At 34.2% G+C, this 16369-nt stretch carries 18 protein-coding genes and 1 tRNA gene; 11 read left to right on the forward strand and 8 right to left on the reverse strand.

Translation table 11 applies throughout. The features are described 5' to 3' along the window. The 8 genes from H593_RS0108615 to H593_RS0108650 all read left to right on the forward strand — a co-directional run. The coding region (locus H593_RS0108615; protein ID WP_028872086.1) for a T9SS C-terminal target domain-containing protein at positions 1-1436 on the forward strand (1436 nt) is incomplete at its 5' end. A 33-nt stretch (positions 1437-1469) separates the two neighbouring features. Beyond that, positions 1470-2405 (forward strand): PorP/SprF family type IX secretion system membrane protein, encoded by a 936-nt coding sequence (locus H593_RS0108620; protein ID WP_028872087.1) that lies wholly within the window; start codon positions 1470-1472, stop codon positions 2403-2405. Positions 2406-2415: 10 nt separating this feature from the next. Beyond that, on the forward strand, positions 2416-4383 hold the full coding sequence (locus tag H593_RS0108625; protein ID WP_028872088.1) for an OmpA family protein: 1968 nt from the start codon (positions 2416-2418) through the stop codon (positions 4381-4383). Between the two features lie 104 nt (positions 4384-4487). Continuing rightward, entirely contained in the window at positions 4488-5012 is a 525-nt protein-coding gene (idi, locus tag H593_RS0108630) for an isopentenyl-diphosphate Delta-isomerase (RefSeq protein WP_028872089.1), read from the forward strand. Beyond that, positions 5012-5422 carry a 6-pyruvoyl trahydropterin synthase family protein gene (locus tag H593_RS0108635; protein ID WP_028872090.1) on the forward strand — a complete coding sequence of 137 codons (411 nt, stop codon included), beginning with the start codon at positions 5012-5014 and terminating at the stop codon, positions 5420-5422. The genes idi and H593_RS0108635 overlap by 1 nt, the downstream gene beginning before the upstream one ends. Further along, positions 5419-6390, forward strand: a complete 972-nt coding sequence (locus tag H593_RS0108640; protein WP_028872091.1) for a type I phosphomannose isomerase catalytic subunit — start codon at positions 5419-5421, stop codon at positions 6388-6390. Before H593_RS0108635 ends, H593_RS0108640 begins: the two co-directional genes overlap by 4 nt. 31 nt (positions 6391-6421) lie before the next feature. After that, a complete protein-coding gene (locus H593_RS0108645; protein WP_028872092.1) occupies positions 6422-6691 on the forward strand; it encodes a hypothetical protein in 270 nt (89 codons plus the stop codon). A 59-nt stretch (positions 6692-6750) separates the two neighbouring features. Next, positions 6751-6824, forward strand: a tRNA-Thr gene (locus H593_RS0108650). Between the two features lie 125 nt (positions 6825-6949). Here H593_RS0108650 and H593_RS0108655 read toward each other — a convergent pair. From H593_RS0108655 to H593_RS0108685, 7 genes are all read right to left on the reverse strand, one after another. Beyond that, positions 6950-7639, reverse strand: coding sequence for a DUF4369 domain-containing protein (locus tag H593_RS0108655; protein ID WP_028872093.1), 690 nt, complete (start codon positions 7637-7639; stop codon positions 6950-6952). 49 nt (positions 7640-7688) lie between these two features. Beyond that, entirely contained in the window at positions 7689-8999 is a 1311-nt protein-coding gene (locus H593_RS0108660) for a DUF819 family protein (RefSeq protein WP_028872094.1), read from the reverse strand. 61 nt (positions 9000-9060) lie between these two features. After that, positions 9061-9249 (reverse strand): type II toxin-antitoxin system antitoxin, encoded by a 189-nt coding sequence (locus H593_RS0108665; RefSeq protein ID WP_028872095.1) that lies wholly within the window; start codon positions 9247-9249, stop codon positions 9061-9063. A gap of 63 nt (positions 9250-9312) precedes the next feature. Then, on the reverse strand, positions 9313-9498 hold the full coding sequence (locus H593_RS0108670) for a hypothetical protein (protein WP_028872096.1): 186 nt from the start codon (positions 9496-9498) through the stop codon (positions 9313-9315). A 1-nt stretch (position 9499) separates the two neighbouring features. Beyond that, positions 9500-10360 (reverse strand): SPFH domain-containing protein, encoded by an 861-nt coding sequence (locus H593_RS0108675; RefSeq protein WP_028872097.1) that lies wholly within the window; start codon positions 10358-10360, stop codon positions 9500-9502. Positions 10361-10609: 249 nt separating this feature from the next. Next, positions 10610-11536, reverse strand: a complete 927-nt coding sequence (locus H593_RS0108680) for an alpha/beta hydrolase (protein WP_028872098.1) — start codon at positions 11534-11536, stop codon at positions 10610-10612. 486 nt (positions 11537-12022) lie between these two features. Continuing rightward, on the reverse strand, positions 12023-12622 hold the full coding sequence (locus H593_RS0108685; RefSeq protein ID WP_028872099.1) for an alpha-ketoglutarate-dependent dioxygenase AlkB family protein: 600 nt from the start codon (positions 12620-12622) through the stop codon (positions 12023-12025). Positions 12623-12806: 184 nt separating this feature from the next. Here H593_RS0108685 and H593_RS0108690 point away from each other — a divergent pair, with 184 nt between their 5' ends. Next, positions 12807-13490, forward strand: a complete 684-nt coding sequence (locus H593_RS0108690) for a M15 family metallopeptidase (RefSeq protein WP_028872100.1) — start codon at positions 12807-12809, stop codon at positions 13488-13490. Between the two features lie 163 nt (positions 13491-13653). Next, complete coding sequence (locus H593_RS0108695) at positions 13654-14454, forward strand: hypothetical protein (protein ID WP_028872101.1); 801 nt, start codon at positions 13654-13656, stop codon at positions 14452-14454. 63 nt (positions 14455-14517) lie between these two features. On the opposite strand, the gene H593_RS0108700 is transcribed toward H593_RS0108695, so the two are convergent. Further along, positions 14518-15057, reverse strand: a complete 540-nt coding sequence (locus tag H593_RS0108700) for an RNA polymerase sigma factor (RefSeq protein ID WP_037051895.1) — start codon at positions 15055-15057, stop codon at positions 14518-14520. 108 nt (positions 15058-15165) lie between these two features. Here H593_RS0108700 and H593_RS19980 point away from each other — a divergent pair, with 108 nt between their 5' ends. Further along, on the forward strand, positions 15166-16329 hold the full coding sequence (locus H593_RS19980; RefSeq protein ID WP_169338355.1) for a FecR family protein: 1164 nt from the start codon (positions 15166-15168) through the stop codon (positions 16327-16329). The last annotated feature ends 40 nt before the right edge of the window (positions 16330-16369 follow it).

Genomic DNA, 16369 nt, shown 5'->3' on the forward strand with positions numbered 1-16369 from the left:
TAGAGAATACAGGAAATGTAACATTAAACAATGTAGGTATCGCAGATACACTAACAGACCTTGATGGAAACATATTAGCCTTAACAGCAGGACCAATATTTGATAGCTCAGATGCAGGAAGTACAGAGGGGACACTATTAGTTAATGAGACTGTAACGTACTTAGCAACATATGTCATCACACAAGATGATGTAGATGCAGGAGGTGTTAGTAATACAGTATTGGCAGATGGAGATAGTCCAGATGGTACTAATGTTACCGATGTTAGTGATGATCCAAATGATACAGATAATGTCGATCCAGATAATGATGGAGATCCAGATGACCCAACAGATACGGTAATTTCAAAAGATCCAAGTATCCTAGCAGAGAAGAGTGCCACAATCACAGATAATGGAGATGGTGTAATTGGTGTAGATGACGTAATTAATTATTCTATTACAATAAAAAACACAGGGAATGTTACTTTAAATAATGTGATTATAATTGATGTATTTACTGATATAGACGGAAATGTGTTAACCTTAACAACCGGTCCAACATATGATAGTGCAGATCAAGGTAGTATAGAAGGAACTTTATTAGCAGGTGAAATAGCGACGTATATAGCTACTTACATAATTACGCAAGATGATGTAGATGTTGGAGGTGTTAGTAATAGTGTAGTAGCAATTGGAGACGATCCAGAAGGTGATACAGTTACAGATATCAGTGACGATGGTGACGATACAGATGGCAATACTGACGATGATTCAACAGATACATTTACAGAGACAGTTTTCGAATTATCAGTTATTAAAGAAGTGGATATAACTCAACCATTAATTGGAGATAACGTAACATTTACAATAACAGTTTCAAACGAAGGTTTTGTTACTGCTACAGGAGTAACTGTTGAAGAGTTTATACCGAGTGGATATACATTTGTTTCTTATGCTGCTACAACGGGTACAAATCCAGATACTTATTTCGAGTCTACGGGAGAATGGGTTGTTGGTCAATTAAATCCAGGACAAGTTCAAGTTTTAGCAATCACTGTAGAAGTTTTAGGATTTGGTGACTATCTAAATACTGCTTCTATTTCATACTTTGTAGGTGGAGATGATCAAAATGAGGATAACAATACCGATTCAGCTGGTGTGGACCCCATATGTTTAACAATCTATAATGAGTTTTCTCCTAATGGTGATGGCGTAAATGATGTATTTGTAATAGATTGTATCGAGAATTATCCTGATAACTCTATAGAGATTTATAATAGATGGGGTAATATAGTTTATGAAACTAAAGGATATAGAAATGACTTTGACGGCACTTCAAACGGACGAGCAGTCTTAGGTGAAGGTGATAAATTACCAGTAGGTACATATTACTACGTTATAGACTTAGGGAATGGTTCAGAGCCTCGAGTAGGTTGGTTATACATAAACAGATAGTATTAATAAGGCAAGATTAAAAACGATATTAAAATGATACAGAAAACATCATTGTTAAAAGGATTAATACTGTTAGTGTTTGTAGCATTAACTGTTAATACAAGTAGTTTTGCGCAGCAAGACCCGCAGTATACGCAGTACATGTATAATACCATGAGTGTAAATCCAGCCTATGCTGGTCAACGAGAGGTGCTAAGTGTCACAGGATTACATCGTACACAATGGGTGGGAATAGATGGAGCGCCACAAACCCAAACATTAGGTATTCATGCACCACTTAGAAATGACAGAATAGGCTTAGGTTTATCTATTGTTAATGACGCATTAGGTCCTGTAAATGAATATTATATTGACGCTAATTTTTCCTATACAATTCCGGTTAGTGATAACAACACAAAATTATCATTTGGATTAAAAGCAGGTTTACATAGCTTAACTTCAGATTGGAGTGAAGGTGTGATTCAACAACTCGGTGATCCAACTTTTGCAGATAATCTAAGTGTTTTTTCTCCAACTATAGGAGCTGGTTTATATCTTCATAACCGCAAATGGTATGTAGGTTTGTCTGCCCCTAATTTTTTGAGGACAGAACATTTTGATGATAATCAAGTGTCTATTGCAAAAGAACGCATGAACTACTATCTGATAGCAGGTTACGTGTTTGACTTAAGTGCCAAAACGAAGTTTAAACCTGCGGCATTGGTGAAAGCAATAGCAGGTGCACCAATTATAGCAGATGTATCAGCAAACTTTTTATTCAATGATAAGTTCACGCTAGGTGTGGCGTGGCGATGGGATGATTCCGTAAGTGGACTAGCCGGATTTCAAGTGACAGATGGATTGTATATTGGTTATTCATATGACGCGACCACAACAAATCTAAACAACTATAACAGCGGTTCACATGAGATCATGTTACGCTTTGAGTTACAAAAAGTAGGTAGAATATTATCACCAAGATTCTTCTAAAAAAAAGATTATGAAAACACATAAAATTATATATATCCTGGCGTTAAGTTTAGTTTTCTCATCAGGTTATGCACAAAAAGGAAAAATACGACAAGCAACAAAAGAGTATGATAATCTAGCGTATTTAAAGACCAGTGAGATCCTATTGGAAGTTGCAGAGAAAGGATATACCTCCGTTGATTTACTTCAGAAATTGGCCAACTCCTTTTACTTCAACAATCAAATGGAAGAGGCCGCCAAGTGGTATGGAGAACTAATGACAATAAACGAAAATATTGATTCTGAATACTACTTTAGATATGCACAAGCATTGAAATCTGTAGAAAATTATACGGAGTCTGATAAATGGATGAAAAAATTCGCAGATTCAGATCGTAGTGATTTACGAGGACGCGCATTTAGTTCAACCGTAGATTACCTAGCACTGATTGATGAGGTGAGTAGAGCTTTTGAAGTTAATAACTTAGATCTGAATACTGATGTTTCCGATTTTGGAACCACGCAATACCAAAACCAATTAATTTTTGCATCCTCACGTGGAGGCGGAAAGAACTACGGATGGAACGAGCAACCCTTTTTAGATTTGTTTTCCGCAGAAAAACAAGAGAATGGTACGTATGGAAATGTTGAGAATTTAGATTCAAATATAAATACAAAATACCATGAATCTACTGTAGCATTTACACCAGATGACAAAGTGATGTATTTTACACGAAATAACTATTTCAATAAAAAATATAAAAAGGATGAAGATGGTACAAATCGGTTGAAAATTTTTAAAGCAACATTAAATGATAATAACCACTGGGATGACGTTGAATCTATTCATTTTAATAGTGATGCTTATAGTACCGCACACCCAACAATTAATGTTCAAGGAACTAAAATGTATTTTGCGTCAGACATGTTAGGTACTTTAGGAATGTCAGATATTTTTGAAGTAGACATCAAAGAAGATGGTTCATTAGGAGATCCTATAAATTTAGGACCATCAGTAAACACAGAAGGTCAAGAGACGTTCCCTTTTATCAATTCGGAGGGTGACTTGTATTTCTCATCTAATGGATTTAATGGATTAGGAGGACTAGATGTTTTTGTCGTTAGAGATTTTGAAAATAAAAGAGAACTAAAACAGCCAATGGCATTAGAGAATATTGGACGACCAATTAACAGTCCTATGGACGATTTTGGTTACTATGAGAATTTAGGTACCAAAGAAGGTTTTTTTACATCAAATAGAGATGGTGGAAAAGGAGATGATGATATTTATAGTTTTACAGTGCCAGAATGTGAGCAAACTGTAGAAGGTGTTGTGAGAGACCGAGAAACAGAAGCCCCAATTGTAGGAGCTAAGGTTACCCTGTTGGATGCCGATATTAATGCGCTTAACCAACAAATAGTTGGTGCAGATGGAGTCTATAAGTTTGAAAAGTTAGCGTGTGAAAAAGAGTATCTCATAAGAATTGAAGCAGATACTTATGCTACGGTAGAACAACGATTTACAACACCTAATAAACGACAAAAACTGGAGTTGAAGTCAGTGTTAGTTAAAGACGAAATAGAATTAGAGCCCTGTGCAGATTTAGCTAAGATTTTAGATATCCCAATCATATACTTTGATTTCGATAAATTCAATATAAGAAGAGATGCGGAGTTAGAGTTACAAAAAGTATTGGCAGTGTTAAATAAATACCCAACAATGACAATTGATATTCGTAGTCATACAGATTGTAGAGCAACAGCTGCCTATAATGAACGCTTATCTGAGAATAGAGCAAAATCAACACGGCAATATTTAATTGATAATGGTATTACAGCAGTTCGTTTGACAGCTAAAGGTTATGGAGAGTCACGATTAGTGAATGATTGTGGTTGTGAACCAACAAATGATTCTGCTTGTAGTGAAGCAGAACACCAACTTAACAGGCGTAGTGAATTTATAATTACAAGCCTTAATGGGAAGAAGTGTCCTGAATGATAGGTAACAATTTATCTTAAATAATAGTTAAAAGCTGCCTTTCTTAAGGCAGCTTTTTTTATTCGTGATGGTTTTATGAAATATAGTTGTTATTTTTGTAAACTATGATTGAAGAACAAGTAATTCTAGTTAACGATAAAGATGAGCAAATAGGTACTATGCCTAAATTAGAAGCTCATGAGAAGGCCTTATTGCATCGTGCATTTTCCATATTTATATTTAATGATCAAAATGAATTGATGGTGCAGCAACGGGCTAAACACAAATACCATTCACCACTATTGTGGACCAATACATGCTGCAGTCATCAAAGAGTTGGTGAAAGTAATTTGCAGGCAGGAAAACGTCGATTAATGGAAGAAATGGGTTTCGCCGTTGATTTAAAAGAGACCATATCATTCATTTATAAAGCGCCCTTTGATAATGGCTTAACAGAACACGAATTTGACCATGTCATGGTAGGGCATTTTAATAGCGAGCCAAGCATTAATCCAGAAGAAGTTGAAGCATGGAAATGGATGACTTTAGAAGCTGTTAAAATCGATATAGAATTAAACCCAGAACTCTATACAGAATGGTTTAAAATCATTTTTGATAAGTTTTATGAACATATAAACATCACGAAATAATGAGAGTTACCGTAAGTAGAAAAGCACATTTTAATTCAGCACATCGCCTATATCGCAAAGATTGGAGTTTTGAGAAAAACGATGAAATTTTCGGGAAATGTAATAATCCAAACTATCATGGTCATAATTACGACCTTATCGTAAGTGTTACAGGAGAAATAGATCCAGAAACGGGATACGTCATGGATGTAAAAATATTAAAGGATCTTATCAAATCTGAAGTTGAAGATGCTTTTGATCATAAAAACCTTAATGTTGATGTTCCAGATTTTAAGGACCTTAATCCAACAGCAGAGAATATTGTGGTCGTCATTTATAACAAACTTAAATCTAAATTAAATGCAGATTTGGATATGGAAGTAACACTTTATGAAACACCTCGAAATTTTGTAAGTTATTCTGGAGAATGAAAGAAATGCTCTATCCACTAAAGTTTGAACCGATATTAAAAGATAAAATTTGGGGAGGGCAGAAGTTGAAAGCCTTACTTAATAAAAGGTCTAACTTGCCAAATATTGGTGAGAGTTGGGAGATAAGTGATGTGGAAGGAGATACCTCTATTGTTGCTAACGGGAACTTAAAAAACCAATCACTTAAAGAGCTCTTAGAAACCTATAAATCAGATTTAATAGGAAAAAAAAATTATAATATCTTCGGAAATAAATTTCCTTTACTTATAAAATTTATTGATGCTAAAAAAGACTTGTCTATTCAATTGCATCCAAATGATGAGTTAGCAGCTGAGCGCCATGATTCCTTCGGAAAGACAGAAATGTGGTACGTTATGCAAGCTGATGATGATGCTAATTTGATTGTTGGATTCAATCAGGAAATGACACCAGAAAAGTATCTTAGACATCTCGAGGATAAAACGCTTACCAAAATTCTTAATTTTGATAAGATAAAAACAGGAGATACTTATTTTATAGAAGTTGGTCGATTGCATGCTATTGGAGCAGGGGTTATGCTTACTGAAATACAGCAAACAAGTGACATTACGTATAGAGTTTATGATTGGGATCGTGTTGATGATGAGGGCAACGAGAGAGAGTTGCATAATGATTTAGCTATTGATGCCTTTGATTTTAATATGCCAGACAACTTTAGAGTACAATATAAAATAGAAGAAAACACATCAAATGGTATGGTAAGCTGTCCATATTTTACGACTAATTTTTTGCACATTACAAAGCCTATTTTAAAACAAAACACTAAGGATTCGTTCTTTATCTATATCTGTGTTGAAGGAGAAGCAATGATTGAAACCGAAACAGGTACAGAGTTAATTAAAAAAGGAGAAACAGTATTACTTCCAGCAACTATAGAAACGTATAAAATAACTTCTCCTAATGTGAGACTTTTAGAAGTTTATGTTTAATTTTGTCTCAAATTAATATAAGATTAAGATTATGGCAAATATTAGAGACCTTAAAAAAGACATAAATTTTGTTTTAGGTGATATTATTGAAGCAGTTTATGTTTGGGAATATACAAACACAGATAAAGACACTAAGAAAAGTGAAGCTATTATTGACGAAGCAATTGAGACTTTTGATGGGTTAATTGCAAGAGTAAATGATAGAAGTGCAGAAAATAAAAAGGCACATTTTAAAGCGATTAATAGCGATCTTGAAACACAAGGAAGAGCGCTAATCGAGAAATTGAATAAATTAGCTTAATTTATTCAAAGAGTGTTTGGAAATTACAATAGCAATATTATATTTGCCAACGCTTAAAAGCCGATGTAGCTCAGCTGGCTAGAGCAGCTGATTTGTAATCAGCAGGTCGTGGGTTCGAGTCCCTCCATCGGCTCTATTTTATTTAAAAGTCTTGATCTTTATGATGGAGACTTTTTTGTTTTATAGTGGTAATAAATAAAAAATCCTAAACGTGAAGTTTAGAGTTTTTTGTCTGTCTTTAAGAATAGAAGAATAAAATTATTCTGCTTTGCGTTCTTCAATCATGTCTTTAAGTTGTACGCCGTATTTTGATGCTTTGACTTTGTCACTTAAAGCATTATAAATTTCTTCTAAAAACTTTACACTTGTATTCGGGACTTCACTTATAGCTAAATAAGGAGAGACTTCGCTATCTGGATGATTTACAGCAAAGTTAATTGTGTATAAATACTTACGTTTAATAAGTTTGTTATAATTGTCTTCAAATGAAACAGTAGTGTCGTTAGCTTTACTCGCTTCTAAGCTTTCTTGAATAAGTTCTAAATTCTTATCGCTAAATTTTGACATCATAAGTAAGTACTCTTCTAATGTTTCATGTTGTTTAGAACCTTTTACAGTAGCGTCGTAATTAAAGTTTTTTAATGTCGAATTAATTTCAGTAACCCCTTTATCTGCAAAAAACACGACTGTTCCTTCATCATTATCGTTTTTGTCTAATTTTAAGAACAGCATTTCAGGTTCTGAGAGTGCAGCATGTAATTCAAAGTTTGGGCTCCCATTGACTTCTAATGAATCGATGGTTTCCATAAGCGTATCATTCTGTCGCTGGAGGTATACGGTTCCTTTTTTTAGGCCTTTGACATAACCTTTAAGTGTAAAATCTTGAGTTGGTCCATTTCCGCAGGAAAAAAATAAAAGTGTTATTAATAGGACAATAATCTGCTTCATTTTGTGAGTTTTTAATGTGCGTAAATATCTTATAAAAATCTTTGAAATACTAACTCACAGCTGCCAATTCCATTAAAATTGTACAACCTATGGCAGCAATGGTACCAATAGCATAACCAAAAACAGCAAGTAGTACTCCAACAGTAGCCAAAGAGGGGTGAAATGCTGATGCTACTATGGGTGCAGAAGCTGCTCCACCAACATTAGCTTGACTCCCTACAGCTAAGAAAAAGTAAGGTGCTTTGATTAGTTTTGCGACTCCAATAAGCATGAGAGCATGGATAGTCATCCAGATAACACCAATTGCTATTAGTCCCATATTATCAAAAATTAAGGTTAAGTCCATTTTCATACCAATGGAAGCAACTAGAATATAGATAAATACACTTCCAAATTTACTAGCACCTGCGCCTTCGTAATTTTTAGCTTTTGTGAAAGAAAGTACAATTGCAATTAATGTAGAAATGCTAATCATCCAAAAGAAAGAAGATCCTAAAAAAGTAAAAATATTACGTGTGGTTGGTGATTCTATGCCAGCAACTAGCTTATCAAAGAAGGGTGCTAAATATCCAGCACATAAATGTGCTGTGCCAACAGCACCAAATGCAATAGCGCCGATAATCATTATATCTGTAAGTGATGGGTTTCGTTTTACTTTTTCAGAAAAAGTAGAGACCTTTTCTTTTAATTCTTCAATAGATGATGTATCTGCTTTTAACCATCTATTGATGCGGTCACGTTTTCCAATACCAATTAAAATAATAGCCATCCAAATATTGGCAACAACAATATCTACAAAAACCATAGCGCCATATTTTGCTTGGTTGTATTCATAAATTTCAAGCATGGCTGTTTGGTTGGCGCCACCACCAATCCAGCTTCCAGCTAAGGTTGATAATCCTCTCCATACCGCATCTGGACCAATACCTCCAACTGTACTTGGAGAAAAATAGGCAATTATTAATATGGCAATTGGTCCGCCTATGACAATACCTATTGTCCCTGTGAAAAACATAACGAGCGCTTTCCAACCCAAATTGAATACTGCTCGCAAATCAATACTTAGAGTCATTAAAACCAAAGCTGCCGGCAATAGGTATCGACTTGCAACGTAATATAAACTGGAACGGCCTTCGGTTTCTATACCAGCCTCTGAAACGGATGTCCATTCTGGAGAGATTAAACCTACAGTTGTTAGTATCGCAGGAACCATATACGCCATAAAAAGTCCGGGAACTATTTTATAGAATTTTGACCAAAATCCTGTTTTGATAGATTCTGTAAAAAATACAAAACCCAATGAGAGCATTAAGAGACCAAAAACGATGGTGTCATTTGTGAAAAGAGGCGTCGTGTCCATATTGATATATTAATTGTGTTGCAAAATACCAAAATTAAACTGCATAAAAAAAGCGATTCAATTAAGAGTCGCTTTCGTTGTTATTATTGGGTTTTTTAGGCATTGGTTGCCTTTTTTGTTCTTTGAGATATTGCATGAGCATCCATTCCATCTGTCCGTTAGTACTTCTAAACTCGTCAGAAGCCCACTTCTCGATTGCTTTGAGCATATCTTCATTGATACGTAAGGCAAATGCTTTTTTCTTGGCCATTTTATTTTTTTACAAAGGTTTCAATTTCAGAAACTCGTTCTGTTGCTTTTCATATTTTCAGAATTATTCGTTCTTGGATTCATCGTCTCTAAAAATCACTAAAGCTAGTATGACGCCTATTATAGTTCCTATTCCAGAACCATAAACAATTCCCATGGCAACATCACCAATGACAGCTCCAACAGTCGTTCCAATACTTATGCCTAGTGCGACACCCATGGCAATACTATAGGTTTGTTTTGTATTCATTTTAATGATTTAAAGTACCTGTATTCAAAACTGGTGATGCCTCTTTATCTCCACAAAGAATCACCATTAAATTGCTAACCATGGCAGCTTTACGATCTCCATCTAATTCAATAATTTGCTTTTTTTCAAGTGCTTCAATTGCCATTTCTACCATGCTTACAGCGCCTTCTACAATTTTGTGTCTTGCAGCAACTATTGCAGTAGCTTGTTGGCGTTTCAACATGGCGTTTGCTATTTCTTGAGCATAAGCAAGATATCCAATACGAGCTTCGAGTACTTCAATACCTGCAATAGATAGACGTTCATCAATTTCTTTTTCTAGGGCAGTACTTACTTCGTTAACACTAGATCGTAATGTGATGTCTTCATCAACTCCTTCATCTGCAAAATTGTCATAAGGATACATACTCGCGAGCTTACGTACAGCAGCATCAGTTTGAACTCTAACAAAGTTTTCATAAACGTCTACATCAAATGCCGCTTTATAGGTGTCTTGAACTCGCCAAACTAAAATCGTACTGATCATAATAGGATTGCCAAGCTTGTCATTTACTTTTAAACGCTCACTATCAAAGTTCCTGGCACGTAGCGAGATTTTCTTTTTTGTATAAAATGGATTTACCCAATAGAAACCATTCAGTTTTACTGTGCCAATATATTTACCAAAGAGAAGCAATACGCGAGACGCATTAGGTTGTACCATTATAAATCCAGGGGCTATAAAGATAGCAAAGAGTATAGATAGGAGAAAAATTGGGTTTTTTAAATAGATCATTACAACAATGCTTCCGAAGAATAAAATAAGGACTACAAAGAGCATAAGGTATCCATTTGCTGGAACGATGATTTTTTCTTCTTTCATTGGTTTTATATTTTAGTTAAATAATTCAATATGATATTATTTTGATATCAAATATACATCAAAAATTTATATGACACAAATGAAGTTTGGCACGCCATTTGCTTTAAATAAATTGTAAGTGATTATGATGATCTTAGAAGAGGAGTGATTACCTCGCATAACGGAGTAACATTTACATTTGGTTGGTTAGTTAATAAAAACGCATCTCTTTTGAGATGCGTTTTTTATTTGAATAGGTTGTTGTTACCTCTATTTCAGGATAAAACTAGAGATTATAGAAATGAGTTTTTCCGAAATTTTACGAGACGACTCATTGTAGCTTTTTGAATTGACTAATTGATTCCCTTCAATTATGAAAAGAACATGGTTCATTTTCTCAATGATATTAATTTCAGAATCTTTTGAAGCAACTTTAAGTAATTGTGCTTCATCAACAGAAACTTGAAGATCGTTTGTTCCATTTATAATAAGAACAGGAATATCTAAAGACTTAATAACCTCTTGTGGATTATACTGCATCCAATTCATAATAAAGGGTTGCACATCTGCTCTAAATACAGGAGCAAGTGGAGGAGGATAATCTGTTGTTGTTTTTCCAGATTTTAAGCTTTCAAACGCTTTTTTTGTGGCCTCAAGAAGCGAGGGATCCATAGCGCCAATTTGTTCTGTGATGACTTTATCTATAGATTGTCCTGAACCCGCAAGTGAGATAAACCCATCTGCTCTGTCTTTTGCAGCAAGCATACCAATTAAACTGCCTTGACTATGTCCAATCACATAAATACTAGAGTACGTATTGTCTTTTTTAAAATAATCAACTACAGAAATAGCATCAGTCACAAAGTCATCAAACTTAATATTAGGATCTACATTATTTTTTCTAATTTGTTTTACAATACGTTTATCATATCTAAAAGTTGCAATACCCTTATTAGTTAAAGCTTCAGCAAGCTTTTTAAGAGAGTTGTTTCTTAAAAAATTCTGGTTTCCATCTCTATCTGTTGGTCCAGAATCAGCGATAATAACGGCGAGCCTAGGTTTGTCTCCATCATTTGGAGTTAACAGTGTGCCATCGATGAGGTTGTTGATTGCAATATCTTGAGTGCTATAACTCAGTTCTTGACTGTTTGTAGTGAAACTGAAACAAATTAATAAAAGGTTTAAACAATAATTCATGTGTTGTATTTCTGATTTTTAACGATGACACGCCCTTTGTATGTAACATACTCGTTTCATGTTTTTTTTGCTAGGCTTCAATGTAGATATTTCAAAGTTAATCAAATTTAAAACAGGTTTTTTGATTTTTTAGTATCATAATTTCCTTAAAATTTAAATTTAAAAATATGTATTTAATCGATAAAATAGACTATTTCATCTATATATGTTAAAATTAAGTGTATTTCATCGATTAATAGTGTATTTTGACTTGTACATCCAAATAGAGTTATATATTTGAAGTGTACTAGAATTTAGTTTTTAGTTCAATGGATTAATTAATTAATATTTGCATGTGTTATGAATTAGAGACCCTAAATCTACCACATATAAAAAGCAAATTAAGAAGAACCAAGGTTGAGGGACCTTGGTTTTTTCGTATCTACTATTCTGTAATAATTTGATGATTTCTACATTTCAACTAACTCAGTTCATAATATTTTATAATTATAGTATCGTTCTAAAGGTGAGGTTGATGCGCTCTCCAATGGTCTTTTTTGTCTTAGCAATTTGATGTAGCCAATAGTGCTGCATTTCTCCACGCATCAATAATAAACTCCCATGATTGAGATTTATTTTGTGTCGTTCGTCTTTTATGTGACGATGTTTAAAATGAAATGGTCTTGTTTCGCCAAAACTTAGCGAGGCAATTACAGGATTTTTCCCTAACGCTTTCTCATTGTCGGCATGCCATCCATTACTATCGTTTCCATTGCGATACAAATTGAGTAAAACAGACGTGAATTGATGCTCAACCTCTTGTTCGATATCTGATTTAATCTGCTGCAATTCCGAAGTGAAAATAGTAGGTTGCATTGTAATATTTGAGTAGCTGTAAGGCTTACTATTATTAGCATACAATGAAGTGAGCCTTGGCTGCTTGTAGGTTTTGCCGAAGAGGGTAATGTCATCTTGTTGCCAGTTTACAGTCTTTTTCAGAATGTCAAAATAGTACTCTGCGTTTGTCGCATTATAAAAGTTTTCGATATAAAGTAATTCGGCATTTGGTAGATTAAAATGCTTTTTTTCTGCGGAAAATAAGTCCATCGCGTAATTTTTATCTAATTTAGTGTCTGATGTTAAACAGATTCTTTTTATAATTTAAATTGTTTTTGATGCCTTTTCATGAGTTGATAGCTTAGCGTCAGATTAAAAATAAATTGAAAGGGCATCAAAAAGAAATAAATTTAATGTTGTTATGTTTTCGACCAGCCACTAATTTAGCTATATCATGAAGATTCACAAAATATTACTGCTGGTAAGTGTAATTATTACCTTTGTATTTTCTCTGCAAGAGCAAAAAAGGCTACCAGACGGGTTTGTTTATGTGAAGGACATTATTCCAGACTTGAATGTGCAGTTACGCTATTTTTCGACACATAATTTTGTAGGTGATACTATTGCCGGTTATAAAGGCAATAGATTGATATTGACAAAGCAATCTGCAGAGGCTTTAAAAAAAGTTCAAAATGACTTACAAGATCAAAATTTATGTTTGATGGTTTATGATGGCTATCGTCCTCAGCGAGCTGTGAACCATTTTTCACGATGGGCAAATGACTTAAATGATACATTACAAAAACGAGAATTTTATCCAAAGGTGAATAAACGTCACCTATTTAGAGATGGTTATATCGCGTCACGTTCTGGTCATAGTCGTGGAAGCACATTAGATCTCACCATTATTGATGGAAACACAAACGAGCCGATAGATATGGGTAGTCCGTATGATTTCTTCGGAAAAGAATCGTGGGTAGATTATCCAGATCTTACAAAAATACAATTAGCTAACAGACAATTATTACAAAATATAATGCTGAAACATAACTTTAGAAATTATCCTAAAGAGTGGTGGCATTTTACTTTGCGCTGGGAACCATTTCCAGAAACGTTTTTTGATTTTGAGGTGGAGTAGGTGAGATGAGTGGTTATTCCCGCGCAGAAATTGTAAATTGTATAACAAGTAAAGAGTTATTTGTTGAGTTAAATTATCAGTACATCAAATTCAGTAATAACCAACAGTTTCTCATTTTTGTAAAAATTAGTAAAATAGAGTTCCACTTTTGTGAAAAATAAATATGAAAAAAATACTACAAATAAGTAATGGAGTTGCCTTAATAGCCACTATTTTTATGAATTATCTATCCAATACGGGTTTTATGAATGACACTACTATTGGTGAAATTTCAGGTGGATTACGAACGTTATTAACGCCTGCAGGTTATGCATTTTCTATTTGGGGAATTATATATCTTCTACTTCTAGGTTTTGGTATCTATCAAGGTAGAAGTTTGTTTGTTAAAGTTCGTGATGATGATTTTGTGATTCGGGTAGGTTGGTGGTTTATATTGTCATGTATCGCAAATAGTTGTTGGGTCGTGAGTTGGGTTTATGGATATACAGGCTTATCATGCTTTTTTATTTTCTTACTCTTGTACTCATTGCTTAAAATAGTGTGGAATAATCGCATGGAATTATGGGATGCACCAATATCTATTATAGCATTTTTATGGTGGCCATTTGTCATTTACAGTGGTTGGGTCACTGTGGCGAGTATTGCAAACGTCTCGGCTTATTTAGTAAAAATAGGTTGGGATGGTTTTGGGATTTCTCCAATAACTTGGACCCTCATTATGATAGTTATCGCTACACTACTAAACCTTATAATTACTTGGAAACGTAACATGCGTGAATTTGCACTCGTAGGTGCCTGGGCTTTGATTGCGATTGGAGTAGCAAATCACGATATTCAAACTACGATTGCATATACTGCCTTTACTGCTGCAGGTATTTTAGTTGTAAGCAGTAGTCTTCATGCTGCTAAAAACAAGGATACGAATCCTTTTGTAAAGTTTTTGGAATTTAAGATGGGAAAGTAATGTATAAAGGTAGACTGTAAATCGTGCTTAGGGTTTTATACATTCTGAGATAATCAATTAAATTTAAAGCATAAAAGATGTCGCGTGTTCTCTTAAAAAGCTGAGAGCTTTAGACATATGATTTTCTACAGTCTTTATTGAAATCCCTAAATCATTAGCAATCTCTTTATATTTTCGACGCTCCAGTTTGTTAAGGATGAAAACCTCTTTACATCGAGGAGGTAGTTGGTCAATAAGCTTATTTAGAATTTCGATTCGGTTAGATTCAGGTGTTTTTTCTTCTTCATAAACTGCTGTCAAAGCATCCCAACGAACTTGGTCTAAAAAGTCTACTTTAATCTTTTTTTTACGAATGTGTTGTAAAAATTCATTGTGACAGGTTCTAAAGAGATAATTTTTTAAAGATATTTTTACGATAATTTTTTTACGCTTTTCCCAAAATTTTATCATGGTTTCTTGCGCAAGATCTTCCGCAAGTTCGGGATCATTGCATAAACTACAAACATAATTACAGAGCCAGATATAATAGGTGTCAAATAATAATTTGTAGGCGGAAGCGTCGTTTTTACTCAGGCGTTCAAGAAGTTTTGACTCATTGATCATTGTTCAATGTATAATTAAATTATTAATAAATGATAAATAAGTAGGGGTTTTTTGAAAAGTATGCATCTATTTATCAGAGAAGCGTGCAAAACTTTACGAATTATTGAAATGAAAAACCTGATTAAAAAATATCTAGAAGAATCGATTTCTCCTGATGAACAAGAGCGTTTAAAAACCTGGGTACAGGAGTCTGATGAAAATAGGAATCTATTTGAAAAAGAAATCATAGCCTGTGACGCACGGTCTGAATTTGATTTTGATACCAAAGTCGCTTTAGAGCGTTTTAACCATAGCATCTCTCAAAAGCGTTCTGCTTCTAAAGTACGCAGACTAAATATAATTTATAGATATGCTGCTGTTTTTATAGGTATCTGTGCTTTGGGCTTCATAAGCAGAGCCTTAATTTTGGATTCAGGAGTGAAAATCGAGAATTCAATTGTTACTGCAGAGTCTTCTCAGGACGTTGACGCAATTGTAATCAAGCTAGCGGACGGCACAATTCAAATTCTCGACGAAGACGAAGAAGTCGGTATTACAGATGCTCAAGGTAATTTGGTGGCTAGCAAGAAAGACGCCACACTCCGATTTGAAAAGTCGAGTTCTTCCGTTACGGAATTAGTTTATAATGAGATTACTATTCCTAATGGCAAAAAACTCAAACTAGAACTTTCTGATGGTTCTGTAGTTTGGTTAAATTCAGGTACGTACTTTAAATTTCCGCAGCAATTCATATCATCTAAAAAAACACGTTCTGTATTCTTAGTTGGAGAAGCTTTTTTTGAAATAGCAAAAGATAAAACACTTCCATTTATAGTAAACGCAGGGGAACTCGATGTAAAAGTTTTGGGAACTAAATTTAATGTCTCTGCTTACGAGGCAAACGATGCTGTTGCCACAACACTAGTAGAGGGATCTGTATCAGTTTGTACTGATTTGGTTCCAGAAATAAAAACTGTTTTAGTACCTAACGAACAATTGCGCTACAATATTCAGTTAAAAAGTATGACTAAAGAGATTGTGGAGGTTACAATTTATACAGCATGGATGGAAGGCAAATTAATCATAAACAATTTAAGATTTAAAGAAATCTTAAGAAGGCTAGAGCGCAGGGATGATATTACGATTATCAATAAAGCCAAAAATTTAGATAATGAGATGTTTAGGGGAGCATTCAAAAACGAATCTGTAGAAGAGATTCTTCAAACGATGGCTATAAGCACGCCATTTAATTATAGTATAAACAATAAAATAATCACGATTACCAATAAATAAAGCGGGACGTGTTCGGCGCAAAATCTTGCTTTTTAACTAA

This window comes from Psychroserpens burtonensis DSM 12212, assembly GCF_000425305.1.
GTDB classification, from domain to species: Bacteria; Bacteroidota; Bacteroidia; order Flavobacteriales; family Flavobacteriaceae; genus Psychroserpens; species Psychroserpens burtonensis.